Genomic DNA, 22,500 nt, shown 5'->3' on the forward strand with positions numbered 1-22,500 from the left:
TAAAGCCCTGCCGCAGGGCAGAATGGTGGCCAGCCGGTGTAACCGGTGCCAAACCGGTGAAGGGGACATCACATGAGCACGGCCGTCGGATTTCGTGGCACCCTGCGGGGCCTGGCAACCGTGCGGAGTTTGCCGCTGACGCTGGCTCTGGTGGTCGTCCTCTGGGTTGTGGCAGTGGCTACAGGAAGCGTCCTCAACGGCCCTCCCGAAGCCCTCCTGGAGCAGGTGGGGCTTGGCCTGGCCGTGGAGCCCGGGCCGTGGTGGTCGGTCTTCACCTCAACCTTCTTCGGTTCCTCGCTGCTGGACTACCTGGCTTGCACCGCGGCGATCCTGCTGGGGGTCGGCATTGCCGAAAGGGTCTTGGGCCCGTGGCTGGCCCTTGCCGCCTTCGTCGCAGGCTCCGCCCTCAGCGCCCTGGTGCTGGTCGCGTTGGTGGCTTTCGGTACCGGCAACAGCGACCAATGGCTGAGCTTCCTCGGCGGGGAATACGCGGTGGGCGCCTATGGTGGCGCCGCTGCTGCCCTGGGATTTTCGACGGCGGCACTTGACTCGCTGTGGCGGCGTCGCCTCCGGACATGGTTGCTCGCTGCGGCCCTGATGTTCGCCCTGTTCGTTGGAGTGGCCCAAACATTGCAGGCTCTGGCCGGCGCGGTGATCGGGATAGTTGCCGGGTGGGCCGCACAGTCCGTTGTTCTCCATAAGAGCGGCGGGTCTTTCAACTCCTCCAGCCTCCGTGAAACGCGCTTCCTGGTGGGCACGGTGGTGGGCGTCTTCGCCTTGGGGCCCCTGCTCACGCAGCTGACGGGCACCTGGGAGGTTGGCCCGCTGTCGGTGGTCTCGGAGGTGATGCTCCAAGCCAGCCCCGACGTCGATGAGGTACAGGAGGCTTGCAGGAACGAGGCAAACTGCGTGGCCCTGCAAAACATTGTGGGTGTCCGCAGTTTTGGTGCGGCCATCCTGACGGTGATCCCTGTTCTCCTCTTGCTGGTCTGCGCCGAAGGCCTGCGCCGCGGGCGCCGCCTGGCGTATCGGCTGACACTGATCATCCAGGTGTACCTGGCTGCGGTGACCGTCCTGGCGATCGTCCAGTACATCACTGACCCGGATGTCACCCTGGGCGACGACGATTTCGGCTACCTCCTGCTGTACGTGGTCCCGGCGCTTCTCGCGCCCATCATCATCGTGGCGCTGCTGCTGGCTAACCGGCACAGGTTCAGGGTGGAGTCCAGCGATGCCGGATACCGTGCCCTGGGCCGGGCTGCCCTGGTCCTGGCAGTGACCGCAGTGGCTCTCTATGTGGCGTTTTGGTTCCTGGAGGGCAATCCGGGCCAGTCAACCCTGTGGGACCTGGCCGGACAGCTGACGCACATCCTGGTGCCTTTCCCTGTCCCGTTCGTTGTGGCCCTCCCGCAGGGGTTGCTGAGCACGGTGCTGTACGGCTTGGGCGGAGACGTCATCTGGCTTCTCATCCTGGTGCTGGTCCTCAACAACTTCCGCCGCTTCAGGATGATTGCCACGGACCCCGCTGCCGACCTCGGCCACACCCGCGAGTTGCTGCACCTGGGCGGCGGCACCTTGTCCTGGATGGCACTGTGGGACAACAACCAATACTGGTTCACCCCGGACAGGAAGGCCGGAGTCGCCTACCAGGTCCATAACGGGGTGGCACTGACCGTGGCCGGTCCCTACGGCGATGCCGCCCACCATGACGAGGCAGCGCTTGGTTTCGTGGCGCACTGTTCCGCCCTGGGTTTGGTCCCCTGCTTCTACTCTGCAGATTCCGGGCTGGATGGTCCGCTGCTCCCCTACGGCTTCAGGAAACTGGAGGTTGCCGAAGAAACGCTGCTGAACGTCCAGGCAATGACTTTCAAGGGCAAAGAGTGGCAGAACGTCCGTACCGCGCTGAACCGCGCGGAGAAGCTGTCCATCAAGGACCTCTGGTACCACTACGGCAGCATGCCGCCTGGCATCAGGGCCCAACTGGCCGAAATTTCCGAAGAGTGGGTAGCTGACAAGGCGCTTCCCGAGATGGGATTCACCCTGGGCGGCTTGAACGAACTCAAGGATCACGAAGTGCTCTGCTGCGTGGCGGTGGACGACGACGGTCTGGTCCACGGGGTGACCAGCTGGCTTCCCGTTTTCAGCAACGGCACGATCTCCGGTTGGACCCTGGACTTCATGAGGCGCCGCACCACGGGATTCAAGGGCGTCATGGAGTTCCTGATCGCCTCGGCCGTGACTCACTTCAAGGAGGAAGTTCCCCGGATCTCCCTCTCAGGTTCTCCCCTGGCCAATGCGGGGGCCGGAAATGCAGAAGGTGACCGAAGCACCCTGGACCGCGTCCTGGCGCTGCTGGGCAATGCCTTGGAGCCGATGTACGGCTTCAAGTCATTGGCTGCCTTCAAGTCGAGGTTCCAACCGGAGCACCGGACCTTGTACATGTACTACCAGGACCCCCTGGCCTTGCCTTCGATCGGTCTGGCGGTTGGCTCCGCCTACCTGCCCGGGCTCTCGCCCGCCCAAAGCGCTGGTTTGTTGAGGCAGATGGTGGCCCGGGAGCCTGCCGCATGATCGGTCATCCAGCGGCGCGACCATGAACGATTTCCTGAAGCTCGAGATCAGCAGCCCGGTGGTCCTGACCATCGCCGGGATCATCGCCGTCGGGTTCTTCCTGGTGCTTTTCCTCCGGCCGTCAGCCCACTGGGTACCCAGGGCACTGACCGCCATTGTGGTGGCGGGGCTGGTGGGGTGGTTCACCGTATGGATCGTGGAGGACGTGCTGGACGTCTTTCACGTGGGGTTGACGCCGCGGGTGTGGTTCTGGTCGATCAGCTGTTTCGCCGCGCTGGGGCTGGTTGCGGTGAGTTTTCTTCGAAGCGCGCGCTGGCGCAAGGTGGTCGCAATCATCTCGGTACCCGTGTTCGTCATTGTTGCGGCCCTGCAGATCAACGCCGAGTTCGGGCTGAACAACACTTTGGGTTCGGCCTTGGGAGTCTCCACCGAGGACGTCATTGAACTGAACAAGCCGGACCCGGACGCGTCCATTCCAGCCGGACCCTTGTGGCAGCACTGGACTCCGCCTGCCACCATGCCGGCCAAGGGAAAGGTGGGGACCCAGGTCATCCCGGCCACGGTCTCGGGGTTCGACGCGCGCCCGGCGGGGATTTATCTCCCACCGGCGGCCCTGACAGCCAATCCGCCGCGGCTTCCCCTGTTTGTCCTCATGATGGGCCAGCCTGGCCTCCCCGATCCGCAGTACGTCTCCGCCGCCCTCGACGAGTTCGCGGCAAAAAACAACGGCCTGGCCCCCATCGCGATCGTCGCAGACCAGATCGGTCCGGACCAGGACGACACCCTGTGCCTGGACACCCCCAAGTACGGGAACGTGGAGAAGTACATCAACCAGGACGTGGTGAACTGGGCCAAGGCCAACCTGAACATCCTCCCGGACAGGGACCACTGGACCATTGCCGGTTATTCCAATGGCGGCCAATGTGCCATCTCCTTCGCCGTCAAGTACCCCGGGATGTGGGGCAATGTGGTGGACATCTCCGGCGAGGAATTCCCGGGTGCGGAAGACCCTGCGGAGAACCTGGCCGGGATCTTTGGCGGTAACCAGGCCGAATATGATGCCCAAAAACCCATCAACATCATGAAGGGCAAACAGTTCCCCGACACCACTGCCGTGTTCACGGCGGGCTCGGACGACCCCACCTACGTAGCGGCCGCCAAAGCCGTCTCAGCGGCGGCACAAGCGGCCGGAATGACCGTGACGTACTACGAGGTCCCCAATGGCGGACACGTGGGCCTGGCATTGAACGCGGGCCTGGAGAAGGGCTTTGAAGTGCTGTACCCGCGCCTGGGCCTGTCCCGCTAGAAGCTCTTTCCGCGGCCACCCACCGGCGATAAAGTTGAGATGTGCCACATTGGCAAGAGCTGAACCCGTTACCGGCACCGTGGCAGCGCAAGGATGACCGCATCCTCCCGCTGTGGTGGGAACGCCTGTGCTCGGTGACCAGTCCGCCGTCGGCCGCTTTGTACGCCGGAGGGCTCTTCACTGATGACCGGCGAAGGCCCATAGCCCAGTGGTACAACCCCGAAACCGACGCCGCACTCCTGGTCGCTCCGGAAACCTCCCCCGAGTGGCCCGTCCAGAGGTTCGGGATTTTCTATGCCCCTCCCGGCGGCGGTTTCACGAGAGTCTACTCGGCGCCGCATGAATGGCATCCACGCGAACCGAGGACCCCTCCCACCGAGCAGGATTCCTTCATGGCAGCGGTGGCCGAGGCCGCGCGCTTCCTCCAGGTGGAGATGGATTTCGTTTAAAAGGCAGACCCCGCACCAGCTGAAAAGCCGGTACGGGGTCCTTGTGCTCCTCCGACTGGACTTGAACCAGTAACCCTTCGATTAACAGTCGAATGCTCTGCCAATTGAGCTACGGAGGAATGAAGCGGTTATGACTTTAGCAAAGGTTTTACCGGATGTGAAATCGGTCGGCCATACCCCCTGGGGGTATAAAAATACCCCCGCTCCGGCGAACCGGAACGGGGGTATTGTGCGCTCCTCCGACTGGACTTGAACCAGTAACCCTTCGATTAACAGTCGAATGCTCTGCCAATTGAGCTACGGAGGAATGAAGCGGTTACTAGCTTAACAGGGGCCCGCCGGAAAACGAAATCGAGGTTCTCAGCCGTCCGATCGCAACGCGCGACGCTCCATTTCGAGCTGCATCAACTCACGGTTCAGCCGCTGGAACTCCTCAGGATGGGAGGCAGCATCGAGCCGCTGCAGCTGCCCCATCTTGTCGGCCTTGATACGGGTGATCTGAAGTTCGAAGAGACGGGCCAGGATATCGCGGCAGTACCGTTGCATGGCCTCGGGAGTGCTGGCAGGCAGCGGTGTCACCGCAAGCTCTGACACCAGGTTGCGCAGGGGTTCGGGCACTTCCTGCCGGATCTGCTCCACCCATGACACCGGATCCGCCGCATGGGCGAGCCCTGTGGCACGGATGGCCGCATGGATGGCAGCGTAGGCCGGCGTGGAGAACATCGTCGCCGCGAAGCGGTCCCACGCCATCCCGCCCAGCACTGCAGGATCTTGAAGCACCACCTCCAGTGCCTGGCGCTCCATCCCCGCTACGGGGTCGCGGGGGTTGGGACGGTTGAAGACCGGGCCGCCCGACGGCGGCGCTGCCGCGGCTGCCGCCTGCTCGCCGTTGCCGGCAGCGTTGCTGCCGCTTGTCCCCCGCTTGGCGGCCGCACCAACGTAACGGCTGACTTCCTCGATGGGCATCCCCAGCCAGCCGGCAAGGTTCCGCGTGTATTCCGGCCTCGTGGCTGAGTCACGGATCTGTGCAACCACCGGGGCCGCTTCACGGAGCGCTGCCACGCGGCCTTCCACGGTGTCCAGGTTGTGCCGCCGCAAGGTAGCCCTGATGGCGAACTCGAAGAGCGGCTTACGGGTGCCGATGAGCTCGCGCACCGCGGCGTCGCCCTTGAGCTGGCGAAGATCGCAGGGATCAGCACCGGAAGGCTCCACTGCCACATACGTCTGGGCCGTGAACCGCTGGTCCTCCTCGAATGCCCTCAGGGCAGCCTTCTGGCCGGCGGCATCGCCGTCGAAGGTGAAGATGACCTCTCCCCCGCTGCCGTCGTCCGAAAGCAGCCGACGGGCCACCTTGATGTGCTCGGTACCGAAGGCAGTACCGCAGGTGGCTACCGCCGTCGTGACTCCTGCAAGGTGGCAGGCCATGACGTCCGTGTACCCCTCAACCACCACCAGCTGACGGTCCTTGGCGATGTTCCTTTTGGCGAGGTCGATTCCATAGAGGACCTGGGACTTTTTATAGAGCGTGGTTTCCGGGGTGTTCAGGTATTTGGGGCCCTGATCGTCCTCATAGAGCTTGCGGGCACCAAAACCGATGGTGTCGCCGGCGATATCCCGGATGGGCCAGATCAGCCGGCCGCGGAAGCGGTCATAGATGCCGCGATTGCCTTCGGAAAACATGCCAGTGAGCCTCAGCTCCGCGTCCGTGAAACCGCGCCCGCGCAGATGCTTCAGGAGCGCGTCCCAACCCTGCGGGGCGTAGCCCACCCCGAAGTGTTCGGCAGCGGCACGGTCGAAGCCACGTCCGTCCAGGAAGTTCCGCCCCTCGGCAGCACCCGGTGTCAGCAGCTGTGCCCGGAAGAACTCATCGGCGATCTTGTGGGCGTCGAGCAGGCGCTGGCGCTTGCCCACTTCCTCGCGGCTGGGGCCTGTGCCGCCGTCCTCGTACCGCAGCTCGTAGCCAATCCTGGCCGCGAGCTTTTCCACGGCTTCGTGGAAGGAACTGTGATCCATCTTCTGGATGAAGGAAATGGCGTCGCCATCCTCGCCACAGCCGAAGCAGTGGTACCTGCCCACCTGTGGGCGGACGGTAAAGGAGGGGGAACGTTCGTCATGGAAGGGGCACAAGCCTTTGAAACTGCCCAATCCGGCACCTTTGAGCGTGACGTATCCGTCAACGACTTCCTTGATGTCCGTGCGCTGGCGTACTTCGTCGATATCTTCACGTTTGATCAGGCCAGCCACGTGTCCATCCTAGTCGCATCGAACAAACCGCCCGCCGAACGGGCAGGCCCTACCAAAGCGACGGGAGGCTGCCCACCAGACGTTCGTACATGGCCAGGGCAGAGACATCCGTCAGCGACGCCACTTGGTCGATCACCACGCGCAGGCGGGCTCCGTCGTCGACGGCGTCCCGCCAGTCCGCGGCGAACATCGGCTCCAGATGACGGTCGCCTGTGGCGTTCAAAACGCCCACGAGTGCGTGCAGCACCTCGCGTTGGCGCTCGTAGACAGGCTGGCGGTGGTCGGTGGAGATGACGAACGTGGTGGCCAGGCCCTTGAGCACCGCGATCTCGGTCACGGTTTCCTCCGGGACCATGAGCTCGGCGTCATAGCGGGTGAGGTTGGCCGGTCCGAAATGGTCCCGGGTTGTTTCCATGGCGCTCTGGCAGAACCGGCCGATCAACTGGCTGGTCATGTCCTTCAGCGCTGCCATCGACTTGCGGCTGCCATCAGCTTCGCGGACCCAGACCTGGGTGGCCTCAAGCCGGGCAAGGGCAGCGTCAATCTCGGCGGGATCGTTGTGCGGGAGGTACCACTGCTTGGTGTAGCCCACTACCCTGGCCCGGTGGTCCGGGTTCTCCATCCACTTGAGCTGGAAGTGGCCGGCCACGATCGCATCTTCCACATCGTGTACCGAGTACGAGATGTCATCGGCAAGGTCCATGACCTGGGCTTCAATGCAGGAGCGGTTGCCCGGAGCGCCTTCCCTGAGCCATTCGAACACGGGCAGGTCGTCTTCGTACGCGCCGAACTTGCTGGTGCGGTGGCCATGGATCACAGGGGCGTCGACGGCGGACCACGGGTATTTGGACGCGGCGTCCAGGCTCGCACGGGTCAGGTTCAGCCCTGCCGGCCTGCCGTCCGCCGCGAGCACTTTCGGTTCGAGGCGGGTCAGCAGCCGAAGCGTCTGGGCGTTGCCTTCGAAGCCGCCGATCGTGTGCGCCACTTCGTTCAAGGCGGATTCGCCGTTGTGGCCAAAAGGAGGGTGGCCAAGATCGTGGCTCAGGCACGCGGTGTCCACGACATCGGGATCGCACCCCAGGGAGCGCCCCAGTTCGCGGCCCACCTGGGCTACTTCAAGGCTGTGCGTGAGCCGGGTGCGGACAAAGTCATCGGTATCGGGAGCCACAACTTGTGTTTTGGCGCCCAACCGGCGCAGGGCAGAGGAATGCAGGACCCTGGCACGGTCCCTTTCAAAGTCGGAGCGGTAGTTGCTCTTCCGCGGCTCCTCAACCCACCGGGCAGAGTCTGCCTCGGAATATCCGGGGATGGCCAGCACAAAATCGTGGCTTGCTGCATCGTGGCCAAGCATTGCTTCGGTTCCCATGGGTATCTGCCTCCTTCAAGCGCCGGGGTGTGGAGCTTCTTGAGCCAGTCTTACACGTGTGAGGCTAACCGCCCGAAACGTCCAGCTCTGCTGCTGAGATATCCGCGCTCTGTTCAGCGTTCAGCTGACGGCTGTCCAGCCAGTCCTTGGGCAGCGCCGGTTTCTTGGGGGATCCCGCGCGGCCACGGGGGCCCTCCGAGTCGACGCCCGGATAGGGAAGATCCATGTCCAGTTCGTCGAGCAATTCGCGCAGGACCTCCAGGGTGGGCACTGTGGCAAGTTTCGCCCGCAGCTCCCCGCCCACCACGTAGCCCTTGAAATACCAGGCCATGTGCTTGCGGATTTCACGGAGGGCCTTGTATTCGTCGTTCCCGAAGGTCTCCACCATCAATTCCGCGTGCCGGTAGACGCCCTCGGCAACCTCGCGGAGCCCAGGGCGGTGCCGCTCGTCGCTGCCTTCAAAGGCTGCCTGGAGATCGCCGAAAAGCCAGGGACGGCCCTGGCACCCACGGCCCACCACAACGCCGTCGACGCCGGTTTCCCGCACCATCCGCACAGCGTCTTCTGCGGACCAGATATCGCCGTTGCCCAGCACCGGGATGTCCGGGAGTGCCTCGCGGAGGCGGGCGATCGCCGACCAGTCGGCCTGGCCGGAATAGAACTGCGCCGCCGTCCGCCCATGGAGCGCCACCGCGGCAACGCCGGAGTCCCGGGCGATGCGGCCAGCGTCCAGGTAGGTCAGGTGGTCATCGTCGATGCCTTTGCGCATCTTGATGGTCAGCGGGATTCCGCCCTTGGAGGCTTCCTTGACCGCAGTCTGCACGATCGATGTGAAGAGGTCGATCTTCCACGGCAGCGCGGACCCTCCCCCGCGGCGGGTGACCTTGGGCACGGGGCAACCGAAGTTGAGGTCGATGTGATCGGCACGGTCCTCGTCCACGAGCATCCGCACCGCAGCGCCGACGGTTACCGGGTCCACGCCATAGAGCTGTACGGAGCGGACTTTCTCGTCCTCGTCGTGGGAGATGATCCGCAGCGATTCCGGGGTCCGCTCCACCAGGGCACGCGAAGTCACCATCTCAGCGACATACAGGCCGCCACCGTATTCACGGCAGAGCCTTCGGAAGGCGGAGTTCGTGATGCCCGCCATGGGGGCAAGGATCACCGGGGTGTCCACGGTGATCCCGCCGAGCTTCAGGGGCGGGAGCTCGAGCTTCGGGGTGGGGGGCGTTGCTACTACAGTCACCTATCCATTGTTGCAAAGCAGGGCAAATCGGGGGCGCGGGGACTCAAAGAAGCCACCCGTTCTCCTGTGCCAGGCGGACCGCTTCCGCCCGCGTCCGCCCGCCCGTTTTCGCCATCGCAGCTGAGAGGTAGTTCCGTACCGTGCCCTCCGACAGCATCGACACTCTGGCAATGTCCGCCACCGTACCGCCGTCGGACGCCGCCTTCAGCACCTCGGCCTCCCGGTCGGTCAGCGGGCTGTCACCGGAGGTCAGGGACTCCGCGGCGAGCAGCGGGTCCACCACGCGGAGGCCATTGTGGACGCGTCGCACGGCTTCGGCCAGCTGCCGCGCCGGCGTATCTTTGACCACGAACCCGGAGGCACCGGCCTGCATCGCCCTCCTGAGATAGCCCGGCCGGCCGAACGTCGTCACCATGAGCACACGGCACGACGGGGCCGCCTGGCGGACTGCGGCTGCTGCGCTGATGCCATCCAGCCCGGGCATCTCGACGTCGAGCATCGCCACGTCAGCGGAATGCTCCACCACGGCCGGGACAACGCCGGTGCCGTCTCCCAGCTCCGCTACCACCTCGATGTCCTCTTCAAGCCCCAGCAGCGCGGCGAGGGCACCCCGCACCAGCGCCTGGTCGTCTGCGATCACCAGTCGGATGGTCATACGTCAACAGCCAATCTGAACCCTCCCAGGTCGCTCGCACCTATGTTTACTGTTCCGCCGGCATTGGCCACTCTCTCCCGAAGTCCTGCCAGCCCGCTGCCGGCTGCCGCCAAACCCGGCCCCACGCCGTCGTCCTCCACCAAAACCGTCGACGCCGTCAACCGGACCCGGCACCGCACTGCGCCTGAATGCCGCACGACGTTCGTGATGCCCTCCCGCAGGACCCAGCCGAAAAGTTCACGGTGTTCGGCGGGCACCTGCTCTACAGTCCCCGGAAGATCTGCGTCGATACCGGCCGACTCCAGCGCCATCCGGGCCGCTGCGAGTTCGGCCAGGACGTTGACCCCGCGATAGCCGGCAACGGTGGCCCTGACATCTGCGAGCGCACCACGCGCCAACTCCTGGACTTCCACGATCTCCGCGGTGGCCTTGTCCGTGGCCGGCCCCCCGGGCGCATTCTCCATCAGGCGCCCCGCCAGCTCGGCTTTGACGGCAATGACGGTGAGGGAATGCCCCAGGATGTCGTGCATGTCCCGGGCCACCCGGCTGCGTTCGGCGGCGACGGCGGCATCGGCCAGTTCGGTCTGGGCGGCCCGTAGTTCAGCAGTCTGGCGGATCAGGCGCGCAAACGAGGACATCATGAACCCCAAGGACAGAATGAGCGCCGGTTGGAAGAAGGCCTGTTCCGGGTTTCCGCCCGCGAGTTCGGATGCCAGTGAAATTCCCGAAAGCGCCATGATCACAGCGAAGTCGACGCGGGGCGGCAGCGTAGTCATTCCGATGGCGCACGCCAGAAAGGGCCACGTCCACAGTGCTTCCCTGCCCACCAGGAGGATCACCAGGCCGTTGAGCGCCAGCAGGATCGCGACGCACAGCAGTCCCGTCCGGCTGTCCCGTCGCCGGCTGAACATCGGCAACACCGCATAAGCGGCGAAGAAGGCCACCAACGACGCCGAGGCCAGCACCTTCCAGCCTGCCGGTTCGTCCACGGACCACACGAGGTTCCAGGTGGGCCAGGCCCAAAGAACAATGGAAAGGCCGGCGCCGATGAACCACTTGCGGGGTCCAGGACCGCGGAAGGTATCAGCGAGGGACTGGCTGCTCATGGATCCCACCTTAGTCACGCGCAGGCAGCTCAGACGCGGCTGGTGTCGCGACGGAAGGCCATGGCGGCGCCGCCGACGAAAATGGCAAGCCATACCAGCACATTGACAATCCACAGCGCGTCAAACTCCCCGGTGATGGGGCTGCGCGCCAACTGTCCGATGCCGTAGGCCGGCGTGAATTTGGCGATGGTGCCAAAGGTATCGCCCATGATCTCGATCGGCATGAAAAGGCCTCCCAGCATGGCAAGGATCGCCAGGGCAGGGCCAAGGATCTGCATGACGTTCTGGCTTGGCATCAGGTACCCCACAAAGAGACCCAAAGCAGCGAATACCAAGGAACCCACCCAGGCCACCAGCCCGGCGGTGAGCCAGGTCTGCGCGTCCATGGTCACTCCGGCGATGGCGCCGATCACGAACTGGGCTATCACTGCCACCAGCGAGAGGGTTAGGGCGGCGGCCGCTTTGACTGCGATGTAGGCACCGGGCAGCAAGGGCGTGAGGCGCAACTGCCGGCTCCAGCCCTGGGCCCGTTCAACAGCCACCTGGCTGCCCGCACCCGTGGCTGCCGTCATGGCGGCGTACACCGTGAGGCTGATCAGGATGTATTGCCCGTAGCTGTGGCCATTGGGCAGCTGCTGGTTCTTGTTGGACAGGCCGAAAATGAAGAAGAAGATCGCGGGCATGAGCACGGTGAACATAATGGTCCGCCGGTTTCGGAGCATCCGCTTGATTTCAATCCAGAGAAACGTCGTGTTGACTCCACCGGCGGAGGGTTTGCGGTCCTGCATTGCTGTCGACTGGCTCATGCCCGTTCCCCTTCCATCGCGGCGGCGGCTGCGGTCGTCCCGGCTTCGTCTGCGGTGAGGGCCACAAAGGCCTCCTCAAGGTTGTTGGCCACGATTTCGAGATCGTGGGCGCCCGTGGTGGTGAGCAGGAACCGGGCTACGGAATCCGAGTCCGCAGTGCGGACGGTGACGCGGCCGCCGTCGAACTCCACGTGGTCTGCCGGGGGCAGTCCTGCCAGCAGCGGGCGGTCACCGGCCGGAAGCGAAGCCCGGACCGTCCTTCCGGAGGCGAGGTTTTTGATCTGGGCGGCGGTGCCGTCCGCGACCACTGTCCCTTGGCGGACCAGCACTATCCTGTCTGCGTAGGCGTCAGCTTCCTCCAGGTAGTGCGTGGCGAAAATGACCGTTCGTCCCCTGGAAGCGTCATCGCGGATGGCGGACCAGAAGTCCCGGCGTCCGGCAACATCCATTCCGGTGGTTGGCTCATCCAGGATCAGCAGGCCAGGGTCCGAGACCAAAGCCATGGCAAAGCGCAGGCGCTGCTGTTGGCCGCCGGAGCACTTTTCAACCCGGCGGTCGGCGATGTCCAGAATTCCTGCACGGGTCAGGACTTCGTCAACGGGCCGGGCCGAATCAAACATCGCGGCCGTGAGCTGCACGGTTTCCCGGACGCTGATGTCGCGAAGCAAACCTCCGGTTTGCATGACGGCCGCTACCTGCCCACGGGAAATGGCTCCCCTGGGAGTGTGGCCGAAAATGGACACCTCTCCGGCGTCCGGGGTACTGAGGCCCAGGATCATGTCGATGGTGGTGGTCTTGCCTGCACCGTTGGGTCCCAGGAAAGCCACGACCTCCCCCTGCTGAACCGTCAGGTCCAGGCCGCGCACCGCCTGCACTTTTCCGAAGCTCTTATAAAGTCCGGCGGCGTGGACCGCCGGCACACCCGGTGTTGTCATGGCTCTCCCTGGAATAGGTCTTGTTTACCCATTCAAGCCGCAGGAGCGTCCACGCACCCATAGCGGGTGTCATTCGTTCGGCATGACAAATGTCATCGGGGCTGGTCGCTGCCACGCCTTTCGGCCTCCCGCTGCGCCCGACGACTCCCGGGCCGCACCGGCCTGTCACCGGCACCCGGACGCGTTCCGGCGTCGTTCCTTTGGTCCTGTTCGGAACCGACCACGACGGCGGCAGCGGCCAGGGCGCCGGTATCGTCAAGGTCGTCGGGACTGACAGCGGGCCCCGCGGCGGCAAGGCGTTTCATCCCGGTGGCCTTGACCACCAGGACGGCGATGAGGGTGGTGACCGGGATGGCCAGGACGAGTCCGATGGAACCCACCAGGGTCCGGATGACTTCCTCCGACAGTTCTGCGCTGGTCAGCGCCTCGGCCAAGGGGCGGTCGTACAGCATCACAATGATCAGAATGGGAAGTGCCGCACCCGCGTAGGCGAAAGCGATGGTGTAGACCGTGGAAGCAATGTGGTCCCGGCCAATCCGCATTGCCGAGGAAAACAGCTTGCGGGCGCTGGTGTTCGGTGCCAGCTCATAAAGTTCCCACACGGCCGAAGACTGGGTGATGGTGACGTCGTTGAGGACACCGAGGCCGGAAATAATCAGACCGCACAGAATGATCCCGGAGATCGATATCTGCGGTGACATATTCACCAAGGTTGAAGCATCGTGGTTTCCCACGCCCGCCAGGTTTGCCGCATCAGTGGCCCACGCGGCCAGCAGGGCGGTGATTCCCAGCCCGAAGATTGTGCCCAGCAACGCTGTGGAGGTTCTCGCCGAGAACCCATGGGCAAAGTAGAGGACCCCGATCATGATCACCGTGGACCCCACCAGCGCCAGCAGAAGCGGCGGCTTGCCCTCCACCAGGCCGGGCAGGATGAAGCTGACCAGGACGAAGTAGGCCCCCACCAGGCCCAGCAGTGCGCGGAAACCGCGCCAACGAGCCACAGCGATCACCACCACCGCGTACAACACAGCCAGGGCGGCTATGGGAATGTTGCGGACAAAATCAACGAAGACGTACGCCGGGGCGCCGCTGCCTGCATTGCTCCCCTGGACGCCGGAAAGGTTCAGGTAACGGATGGAATCGCCGACATCCACCCCGTGGGACATGGCCACATCGGGGTTGATGACCACTTTGACCGCTTCGCCGCCTTTGTCCGGCACTGTGAAAGCGAACGTGCACTGGGAGCCGCCAGATTGATTGGGCTGGCTGCTGTTCGATTGGCTGCTGTTGGATTGGCTGCTGTTGGATTGGCCGGTCTGCGAGCAGCTTTCCACCACCACGCTCTGGATCCTGCCGGTGTCGAATGTAACACCCGGGGCAGCCTGGTAGGGACTGGAAAAATTGATTCCCTCCCGGCTGCCCGACGGCCACATGAGCAGCATCCCCACGAGCGTGAGCACCCCCAACGGCACCAGGACCGCTGCCAGCAGCCAGTTGGCCCGCTTACGGGAAGCTATCGCCTGCGGAGTTGGTTCCGAACCCTCGGGATGCCCGTGGGAGTGACTGTGACCCATCAGCTGCAAAACCTCATGGGTTAAGCCTACGTGGGACGGCAGCGGACTCCTGACTCAGGCCGGTGCGTGACTTAGGCCGGTGCGTGACTCAGGCCGGTGCGATGTTCTGGTTGACGCGGAAGAGGTTGCCGGGATCGTACTTGGATTTAATGGCCACCAGCCGGTCCCAATTGGGACCGTAATTGGACCTCACGCGGGACTGGTCCTCCGAGTCCATGAAATTGATGTACCCGCCGGCCTCGGAATGCGGAGCGAGCTCGGCTGCGTAGGCGCGGGCCCAGGCAATGTTTGCCTCGTTGTCCTTGGGATCCGCCCACTGCGTGGCAATGACCGGGGCGAACTTCATGTCGCGGTGAACAAATGCAGTGTCCTGTGCCCCTACCCGGGACACTGCTCCGTCGATCGGATAGACGTGGACGGCGGTATTGACGCTGGTGACGGTTGCCCCGAACCGGGCGTGCGCGGCAATGGCACCGTCGTTGAGCTCACGCAGGAAATTGGCCTTCCAGTAGCCCTGCATGCCTTTCTGGTTGAGACCGTCGAAGGCAACGTTCAGGGCCGGATAAGGCATGGGCGCCACCATGGAGCCCGCCACTGGGGCAGCATCCAGGAACGGCTGCCAGCGCGACTCGCCTTCCGCCGGATCGCCGGTCCACATTCCAACCACGACGCACACGGACTTTCCGCGCCATTCCTCGGGAAGGAAAGGTACCGGAGGTCCTTGGTGGAAGCCCAGGAAGGCCCCGAACTCTTCCGGTGCGGACCCTATGTAATCGCGGTAGAACCGGGCTACTGCCGGGATGTTCTCTGCCCCGTAAATGATGATCCCCGCATGGACCATGTCCACGGGATGGAGCTGGAATTCCAGTGAGGTCACCACGCCAAAGTTTCCGCCTCCCCCGCGGATGGCCCAGAACAGGTCTTCGTTGCGTTCTTCGCTCACGGTCAGGAAGTTGCCGTCCGCGGTCACAATGTCCGCCGAGACAAGGTTGTCACAGGACAACCCGTACTTCCTGGCAAGGTAGCCGATCCCCCCGCCCAAGGTCAGTCCCGCAACGCCTGTGGACCCCACGATCCCACCGGTGGTCGCCAGCCCGAACGCGTGGGTTGCGTGGTTGAAGTCGGCCCACGTGGTGCCGGCCTCGGCGCGGGCCGTGGAATTTTCGGGGTCCACCCGGACTCCCGTGCGGTTTACGAAATCCAGGACCAGTGCGTCGTCCCAGGTGCCGAATCCGGGAGCGCTGTGCCCGCCTCCCCTGATCGCCAGCGGTAGGGAATTATCGCGGGCGAAGTTCACCCCTGCTATGACATCGGAAACCTGCGCTACACGGATCACGCCGGCAGGACGTTTGTCCACCATCGCGTTGAAGACGGCACGTGCGGCATCGTAGTCAGGATCTTCGGGAGTGATAAGTTGCCCACGCAGCTGTTCCCGCAGCCCCTCAAGGGCTATTTTGCTCATTTTATTTACCACCGTTACAGACGGGAGACCGATCTGTTCCACGCGCCGTGTCCCTCCAGCGGTGGCGGCGTGGGGGTTTACTCCATAGGCCTACTCCTGCCCGGGGGCGGCGTCAAGCATCTTTGCCAGTGGCAGGCCGGATTAGTGGCGGGCGGGTTCCAGTGGCGGGCCGGATCAGTGCAGTCCCAGGGCCTGAACCTTGGGGCTTAAACACAGGATCCTGCCTTCCGCGCCGAAACGGGGGAAGGCAGGATCCTGACGTGTGCAAACGGTGGTCAGTCGCTCACGATGAGCGTGTCCGCACCGCGAACGTGCGCTTTACCGGACTCCAGCAGCGGCTCAAGCACGGACCTCAGAGCCACCATGGACTCATCAACTTCCAGCAGCACCGGGTGCTGGTAGGCAATGAGCGCCAGGAGGTCCCGAACGGCAAACGCAGCGTCCTCGGCTGACAGATTGGGGTCGTGCCCAAGGAAGACGTCCGACGGTTCGTCGGTGCCACCCTGGGCGTAGCTGATGGCAAACGCCTGGATCTTGCCCTTGCGGCTCGCCGGAACACCATCGCCGAAGGCACTGGCTTTGGGCGCACGCAGCACAATGGCACCGTGGGCGCCGGTGAGGTCGTGCAGGAACAACCGCTGAACGGTGGCAATGCTGAGCTCCCCCGGGCTGTCCCAGTGGTGGACGTGGGAGTAGTACTTACCCACCACATCACTGAGCTCAACCGAGCCGGTGGCCAGGTCCTCCACGCGCTCCGAGGCAGCTTCTTCGGAACCGTCCCCAAAACGCGGCAGCGTCAGAGGCTCAGGTTCCACCACCACCAGCTGGGAACGCTGGATGGGTGCCAGCCCCGCGGCCGCGGCGAATGCCGCACCTGCGGTGTCCGGTTCGACTTTGCTGCGGAGTTTGGAAACGCCCGACGGCGAGTTCCCGGCCTCGCGGCGGAGCATCGTCAGGAGGGTGGCACCCACTCCGCTGCGGCGGTGGTCCTTGGCGACCTCAATGTAGGCCCAGAGCCGTTCCGGGTGCAGCGAAGCCTCATGGACCACGCCGGCGGCAACGGGAATCCGAACCCCGTCCACCACGTCTTCGGCAACGATGCACCGGCGCCATGGCTGGTTGCTTGATGGGGCAAGGGCAGCACGGAACTGCTCTGCGGGGAGGGTCTCAGGGCCGCCCCAGATTTCCAGAAGGGCGAGGTCGTCGCCTTCCTTCCATTCGCGGTATTCCAACGCCATGGCTAAGCGCCGATCAAGCGCGCGGCCAGGTAGCCCTCGACCTTGTCCAGGGAGACGCGCTCCTGGCTCATGGTGTCGCGCTCACGGATGGTCACCGCCTGGTCCTCGAGGGTGTCGAAGTCCACGGTGATGCAGAACGGCGTACCGATTTCGTCCTGTCGACGGTAGCGGCGGCCGATGGCTCCGGCGTCGTCGAAGTCGATATTCCAGTTCTTGCGCAGCTGGGCGCCCAGCGCCTTGGCCTTCGGGGAAAGGTCCTCGTTGCGGCTCAGCGGCAGGACGGCAGCCTTGACCGGCGCCAGTCGCGGATCCAGCTTCAGTACCGTACGGACGTCGACGCCGCCCTTGGCGTTGGGTGCCTCATCTTCGGTGTACGCGTCGATCAGGAACGCCATGAAGGAGCGGGTCAGGCCGGCGGCGGGCTCGATCACGTACGGGGTGTACCGCTCGTTGGTGGCCTGGTTGAAGTAGCTCAGGTCCGTACCGGAAGCCTTGGCGTGCGTGGAGAGGTCGAAGTCGGTGCGGTTGGCGATGCCTTCCAGCTCGCCCCACTCGGAGCCCTGGAAGCCGAAGCGGTACTCGATGTCGGTGGTGCCCTTGGAATAGTGGCTGAGCTTCTCCAGCGGGTGCTCGAAGAAGCGCAGGTTATCTTCGCGGATGCCCAAGTCCGTGTACCAGGACATGCGTTCCTTCATCCAGTACTGGTGCCATTCTTCGTCCGTGCCGGGCTCGACGAAGAATTCCATTTCCATCTGCTCGAACTCGCGGGTGCGGAAAATGAAGTTGCCCGGTGTGATTTCGTTGCGGAAGGACTTGCCGATCTGGCCGATGCCGAACGGCGGCTTCTTCCGGGACGTGGTGAGTACGTTGTTGAAGTTCACGAAAATGCCCTGGGCGGTTTCCGGACGCAGGTAGTGCATGCCTTCCTCGCTGGCCACCGGGCCGAGGAAAGTCTTGAGCAGGCCGGAGAATTCCTGGGGTTCGGTCCACTGGCCGCGGGTGCCGCAGTTTGCGCACACAATGTCCGCAAGGCCGTTTTCTGCCGGGCGGCCCTTCTTTTCTTCGTACTCTTCCTCGAGGTGGTCGGCACGGTAGCGCTTGTGGCAGGAAAGGCACTCAACCAAGGGATCCGAGAAGACCTCGACGTGACCGGATGCTTCCCATACCTGGCGGGGAAGGATGACGGAGGAATCAAGGCCTACAACGTCTTCACGGCCGCGGACCATGCTCTGCCACCACTGGCGCTTGATGTTTTCCTTCAGTTCGGCACCAAGGGGACCGTAATCCCATGCAGAACGCGAGCCACCATAGATTTCACCGGCCTGGAAGACAAAGCCCCTCCGCTTGGAGAGGGAAATGACCTGGTCAAGGACGGATTTTGCTGCCATGGGTGACTCCATTTGTTTTACAGGGCCGCTGGGTGCGGTCCGCGGTGGTTGGCCCCGGGTCCGGACGAGGTTGTCCGGCGGGGTTGTGGGGGAAATTTACTGACTCCTACCCTACCGGCCTTTCGCAGCACTTCCCCGTGCCAAAGCTCCCTTGGGCGCCAAGGCTCCCTTGGGCCAGGGCAAGGTGGCTATGATGATCGCGGCAAGGGTAAGGACCGTACCCAGCACCGTGGGCAAGGCAACCACCGCGCCGGGACTGGGGATCACGACGTCGAGCACCAGCGACCCGACCAGCTGCCCGGCAATCATGCCCAGTCCGGTAATCAGCACGCCGAGACTGCGGACCAGCAGGGCCGCCAGTCCAATAAAAACGCAACCCATGGGTCCGCCGAGGTAATACCACCACTCGGCCGGAAGCGGTTGGCCCGGACCCGCAACGGTGAGCTTGATGAGCCACGCCGTCCAGAGAACCGCCGACCCTGCCACGAAGTTGACCAGGGTGGCGGCGACCGGCGTGCCGTAATGAACGGTGGCAGTGCCGTTCATGGCCTGCTGGAAGCTCATGAGGAAGCCTGCCGCCAAGGGAAGAAGGACGGGCAGCAACAGCGAGGCGATGTTGGCGTCTGCGCCAAAGCGTGGCGAGACAGCCCAGGCGACGGCGGCAACAGTCAGGACGCTGCCAAGCACCCGCACACCGGTGATGGCACGGCGCCCACCTGGCCCGATGCCCATGCGGTCAACCAGCAAGCCGCTCAGTGTCTGTCCCGTTACGGCTGCCACGGTGAACAGTGCCACGCCGAGAACAGCCACGGTAAAGGACTGCGCGACGACGAACAATGCACCGATCGCACCGGCCATGACGTAGAAGCGTGGAAAGCTGCGGTTTCGCACGGCGGGGATGATGCGCTGCAGACCCGTCCGTCCTTTGGGCGTCGCCAAGGAAATCGCACTGATCAGCATCAGGCCTGTGGTGAAACTCACCACAGCGGCGGCGATGCCGTCGTCGAGTTTGGCGCCGAGGGCCCCGTTGATCCTTGCCTGCAGGGGAATGACCAGGCCTGTGGCTACTGCAATGGGGAGGCCAACGACCAGGGGAAGGGCTGAACGGGGAGAAGGCTGCGGCACCGTCTCAACACTACTTCAGGCATCATTGCTGTATGAGCAACCCCGAAATTGAAGAGATCCCCATCCGCGACGACATGATCCGCCTCGGCCAGCTGCTCAAGCTCGCCAGCTTGGTGGAGGACGGCGTGGAGGCTACGGAGCTCATTAAGAACGGACTGGTGAAGGTCAACGGCGAGATCGATGAACGGCGCGGCCGTCAACTTCACGCCGGCGACACCGTGACCGTCAACGGTCAGACTGTCCGGATCACCACCGCCTGAGCGACGCTCCTTAGGGCGCGAGAACCTTGTGGGTGAGGAACTCCCCTACGTGCCCGATTTCCTGCTGGTTGATTCCGTGCCACATGCCCGTGTACAGGACCTTGGTGAGGTCCACGTGCTTTCGTACCCACCCCATGGTGTATTCGATCTTGTCCGGGGTGATCACAGGATCCTGCTGGTCACGGCCCCAGAACATCGGCACCGATCCGTCCAGCTCGTCGTCCTTGAAGGCGGCGTCGCCACCGGCGTCGATCACGAAGCCTGAAAGCCCGACGACGGCAGCGAAGTCCGCGGGACGGTAGCGGAGCATGGTGGTCGCCATGGCCATGCCCATGGAGAACCCCAGCAAGGTCACCGAAGAATGATTGGCTTTGACGCCGTCCAGCCATTCCAGGGCGTACTCGGCGGCAAGTTTCACAGCGTCCAGGGAGTAGTCGATGGACGCAGTGAGCGGGAACCATGTGTAGCCGGGGCCCATGGGCATCGGTGCGCGGAGCGAAGCCACCACGAACCCCTCGGGCAGGAGCCCGGCCAGGCTGAAGAGATCGTCCTCGTTGGATCCGTAGCCGTGCAGCAGCACCAGGAGGGGTTTGCCGGCGCGTTCGGCTTCGTCGTGGGACCACAGGACAACAGGTGCGGGGAAAGCGGGGGCTTCAGTCATGCCTCCATTCTTGCAGTTACCCGTAAGTAACAACCTACGGTGGCGTAGGTTGGACGTCAGGGGGCAGGATATGAGCGTGAGTGAGAACAATCATTTAGTGAAACCGGGCGAACCCGTCCAAAAGCATCCTTGGAGCCGTTATGTGGCGCTGGGTGATTCGTTCACGGAGGGCATCGGCGATCCCGAACCTGCAAATCCCGGCGGTTACCGTGGCTGGGCGGACCGTGTTGCCGAAGAACTGGGACGCGGACACGAGGACTTCGCCTACGCCAACCTCGCCATCCGGGGCCGGCTGCTGCAACAGATCGTCGATGAGCAAGTCGGACCCTGCCTGGAACTGCAACCGGACCTCGTCTCCATTTCCGCCGGTGGAAACGACCTCATCCGCCCCGGAGGCGATCCCGACCTTCTGGCCGAGAAACTCGACGCCGCCGTGGGTGAGCTGGGTTCAGGTGGCGCCACGGTGATCCTCTTCAACGGTCCGGATACGGCGTCCTCGGTCCTGGGCCGCATCCGGGGCAAAGTTGCCATCTACAACGAGAACCTCCGCACCGTCGCAGCCCGCCACGACGCGATCATTGCCGACATGTGGTCCTTGCGGCAGCTTGCCGATACCCAGATGTGGGATGCCGACCGTCTGCACTTCTCCCCCCTGGGTCACCACACCATCGCCATGATGGTCCTGGAGGCATTGAACGTCCAGCACACCCTGGAGCCACTGCTACCCAAGGCCCTCCCTCCCCGGACGTGGCGGGAGGCCCGTTCCTCGGACCTGGTCTGGGCACGCGAATACTTTGTGCCGTGGGTTATACGCAGGCTCCGCCACCAATCGTCCGGTGACGGCATCACGCCAAAGCGTCCGACGCCGGGACCGGTCTTCGGTGCCACCGGCACCGTGTTTCCGCGCAGCTGAACGGAAACGAAGGGCCGGTGAAGCAGTATGGCCAGTGATGACTCTCCCCGCACAGCGGGGGTCCGGCAGTTACGTCTGCGACGCCAGCAGTTACGGCCTCCCCTGGGTGCAGGTCCCGGTGAGGTCGTACGCAACCTCCTGGCCGTCCAGTCGCAGGAATTTCCCTACGCGCGGTGGACCGTGGCCCAACGCACGTCCTCGGGTACTGCCGCTGCCGTGGAACAGGCCGTAGCTGACGGAACCATCCTGCGGACGCACATCCTCCGCCCCACCTGGCATTTTGTGCACAGGGATGATCTTGGCTGGCTGATGGGGCTGTCCGCTGACCGGCTGCATCAGGGCAACAAGGGCATGTACCGCCGGACCGGGGTGGACGGGGAAACTGGCGCGCGAAGTGGCAGGATACTTGCGGCAGCCGTGGCGGACGGCGCCCATAAGACCCGCGAGGAGCTGGCTGAGGTGCTGGGACAGGCAGGTTTCCCCAGCAAGGGTTTGGGATTCATCTACCACCTCATGCATGCGGAAATCAGCGGCATCCTCGTCAGCGGCTCTCCCGTCCGGTCCGCAGGGGGCGCCCTGAAGCAGACGTATGCGTTGTTCGACGAACGCGTCACTGCCCCGTTTTCCGGGCCACTTGCCGGAGCGGAGCGGGATCATGCCTTGGGGCAGTTGGTCCTGCGGTACTTCAGTAGTCGCGGACCTGCCACGGTGAAGGACTGTTCGGCGTGGTCCGGGTTGCCCATGAAAGACGTGAAATTGGGGCTCAACGTCGCCGCGGAATTATCGCCGGGAACGTTGGCCCGGGTCTCCTTCGATGACCTGGACTTTTACGTCGCCTCGCCTGACGCAGAAGCCCTGGAGGCTCCTGCCGGTCCGGCGGCCGGTTCCGCGCTCCCCCGCGTGGACCTCATCCAATGCTTCGACGAGTACGTGATGGGGTACTCGCAATCCCGCCGCTACCTGGGCGGTACCGCACCGTACTTGCCTGAGGACAACGGCCCCATGCATGTGGTCCTCGTGGACGGCAGGCTCGCCGGGTGGTGGCGGCACAGCTTCGCCGGCGGTACCTGCGGACTCGAGGTCCGGATGAACAAACCGGCAAACCCGGAAGAGCAGAGGGCGCTGGAAGCCGAAGCCGAACGCTACGGGCGCTTCCTGGGCATGGAGGCCAAACTGGTGTGAGCACACGGGGCTA

The 22,500-nt window shown here is 64.1% G+C and carries 19 protein-coding genes and 2 tRNA genes; 6 read left to right on the forward strand and 15 right to left on the reverse strand.

Translation table 11 applies throughout. The features are described 5' to 3' along the window. The first annotated feature begins 72 nt into the window (after positions 1-72). The 3 genes from IEY62_RS05405 to IEY62_RS05415 are packed head-to-tail and all read left to right on the forward strand — an operon-like array spanning position 73 to position 4,326. Positions 73-2,571 (forward strand): bifunctional lysylphosphatidylglycerol flippase/synthetase MprF, encoded by a 2,499-nt coding sequence (locus IEY62_RS05405; protein ID WP_189014734.1) that lies wholly within the window; start codon positions 73-75, stop codon positions 2,569-2,571. Between the two features lie 22 nt (positions 2,572-2,593). Further along, positions 2,594-3,877, forward strand: coding sequence for an alpha/beta hydrolase (locus IEY62_RS05410; protein WP_189014736.1), 1,284 nt, complete (start codon positions 2,594-2,596; stop codon positions 3,875-3,877). A gap of 41 nt (positions 3,878-3,918) precedes the next feature. Continuing rightward, entirely contained in the window at positions 3,919-4,326 is a 408-nt protein-coding gene (locus IEY62_RS05415) for a hypothetical protein (protein ID WP_039240465.1), read from the forward strand. Between the two features lie 46 nt (positions 4,327-4,372). On the opposite strand, the gene IEY62_RS05420 is transcribed toward IEY62_RS05415, so the two are convergent. The 14 genes from IEY62_RS05420 to IEY62_RS05485 all read right to left on the reverse strand — a co-directional run bounded on the left by IEY62_RS05420 (position 4,373) and on the right by IEY62_RS05485 (position 19,471). Next, a tRNA-Asn gene (locus IEY62_RS05420) sits at positions 4,373-4,445 on the reverse strand. A gap of 115 nt (positions 4,446-4,560) precedes the next feature. Then, positions 4,561-4,633: transfer RNA gene (locus IEY62_RS05425), tRNA-Asn, on the reverse strand. Positions 4,634-4,686: 53 nt separating this feature from the next. After that, positions 4,687-6,570: a DNA primase gene (gene dnaG, locus IEY62_RS05430; RefSeq protein WP_189014738.1), complete on the reverse strand. Its 1,884-nt coding sequence runs from the start codon at positions 6,568-6,570 to the stop codon at positions 4,687-4,689. Positions 6,571-6,619: 49 nt separating this feature from the next. Further along, complete coding sequence (locus tag IEY62_RS05435; RefSeq protein ID WP_189014739.1) at positions 6,620-7,936, reverse strand: deoxyguanosinetriphosphate triphosphohydrolase; 1,317 nt, start codon at positions 7,934-7,936, stop codon at positions 6,620-6,622. Between the two features lie 64 nt (positions 7,937-8,000). Next, positions 8,001-9,182: a tRNA dihydrouridine synthase DusB gene (gene dusB / locus IEY62_RS05440; RefSeq protein WP_189014742.1), complete on the reverse strand. Its 1,182-nt coding sequence runs from the start codon at positions 9,180-9,182 to the stop codon at positions 8,001-8,003. Positions 9,183-9,225: 43 nt separating this feature from the next. Continuing rightward, positions 9,226-9,837 carry a response regulator transcription factor gene (locus IEY62_RS05445; RefSeq protein ID WP_189014744.1) on the reverse strand — a complete coding sequence of 204 codons (612 nt, stop codon included), beginning with the start codon at positions 9,835-9,837 and terminating at the stop codon, positions 9,226-9,228. Continuing rightward, positions 9,834-10,943, reverse strand: a complete 1,110-nt coding sequence (locus IEY62_RS05450) for a sensor histidine kinase (protein WP_189014746.1) — start codon at positions 10,941-10,943, stop codon at positions 9,834-9,836. The genes IEY62_RS05445 and IEY62_RS05450 overlap by 4 nt, the downstream gene beginning before the upstream one ends. Positions 10,944-10,972: 29 nt before the next feature. Further along, entirely contained in the window at positions 10,973-11,749 is a 777-nt protein-coding gene (locus IEY62_RS05455; RefSeq protein ID WP_229785091.1) for an ABC transporter permease, read from the reverse strand. Next, the gene (locus IEY62_RS05460; protein WP_189014749.1) at positions 11,746-12,684 is read right to left on the reverse strand and encodes an ABC transporter ATP-binding protein; all 939 of its coding nucleotides are present in this window, start codon (positions 12,682-12,684) and stop codon (positions 11,746-11,748) included. Before IEY62_RS05460 ends, IEY62_RS05455 begins: the two co-directional genes overlap by 4 nt. A 92-nt stretch (positions 12,685-12,776) precedes the next feature. Continuing rightward, positions 12,777-14,258 (reverse strand): YibE/F family protein, encoded by a 1,482-nt coding sequence (locus IEY62_RS05465; RefSeq protein ID WP_189014751.1) that lies wholly within the window; start codon positions 14,256-14,258, stop codon positions 12,777-12,779. A gap of 88 nt (positions 14,259-14,346) precedes the next feature. After that, positions 14,347-15,720 (reverse strand): FAD-binding oxidoreductase, encoded by a 1,374-nt coding sequence (locus tag IEY62_RS05470; protein ID WP_189014753.1) that lies wholly within the window; start codon positions 15,718-15,720, stop codon positions 14,347-14,349. 275 nt (positions 15,721-15,995) lie between these two features. Next, complete coding sequence (locus IEY62_RS05475; RefSeq protein WP_189014755.1) at positions 15,996-16,958, reverse strand: GNAT family N-acetyltransferase; 963 nt, start codon at positions 16,956-16,958, stop codon at positions 15,996-15,998. A 2-nt stretch (positions 16,959-16,960) separates the two neighbouring features. After that, positions 16,961-18,346 carry a glycine--tRNA ligase gene (locus IEY62_RS05480; RefSeq protein WP_172324116.1) on the reverse strand — a complete coding sequence of 462 codons (1,386 nt, stop codon included), beginning with the start codon at positions 18,344-18,346 and terminating at the stop codon, positions 16,961-16,963. 111 nt (positions 18,347-18,457) lie between these two features. Beyond that, positions 18,458-19,471, reverse strand: coding sequence for a DMT family transporter (locus tag IEY62_RS05485; RefSeq protein WP_189014757.1), 1,014 nt, complete (start codon positions 19,469-19,471; stop codon positions 18,458-18,460). 32 nt (positions 19,472-19,503) lie between these two features. On the opposite strand from IEY62_RS05485, the gene IEY62_RS05490 reads away from it, so the two are divergent. Next, a complete protein-coding gene (locus tag IEY62_RS05490) occupies positions 19,504-19,731 on the forward strand; it encodes an RNA-binding S4 domain-containing protein (protein WP_018777454.1) in 228 nt (75 codons plus the stop codon). Positions 19,732-19,741: 10 nt separating this feature from the next. On the opposite strand, the gene IEY62_RS05495 is transcribed toward IEY62_RS05490, so the two are convergent. Continuing rightward, entirely contained in the window at positions 19,742-20,392 is a 651-nt protein-coding gene (locus IEY62_RS05495; RefSeq protein ID WP_189014759.1) for an alpha/beta hydrolase, read from the reverse strand. Positions 20,393-20,462: 70 nt separating this feature from the next. Here IEY62_RS05495 and IEY62_RS05500 point away from each other — a divergent pair, with 70 nt between their 5' ends. Together IEY62_RS05500 and IEY62_RS05505 are read left to right on the forward strand one after the other, a co-directional pair. Then, positions 20,463-21,305: an SGNH/GDSL hydrolase family protein gene (locus IEY62_RS05500; protein ID WP_189014761.1), complete on the forward strand. Its 843-nt coding sequence runs from the start codon at positions 20,463-20,465 to the stop codon at positions 21,303-21,305. A gap of 27 nt (positions 21,306-21,332) precedes the next feature. Then, positions 21,333-22,487, forward strand: a complete 1,155-nt coding sequence (locus IEY62_RS05505) for a winged helix DNA-binding domain-containing protein (protein ID WP_189014763.1) — start codon at positions 21,333-21,335, stop codon at positions 22,485-22,487. The last annotated feature ends 13 nt before the right edge of the window (positions 22,488-22,500 follow it).

It is taken from the genome of Paenarthrobacter histidinolovorans (genome assembly GCF_014647595.1).
GTDB lineage: Bacteria > Actinomycetota > Actinomycetes > Actinomycetales > Micrococcaceae > Arthrobacter > Arthrobacter histidinolovorans.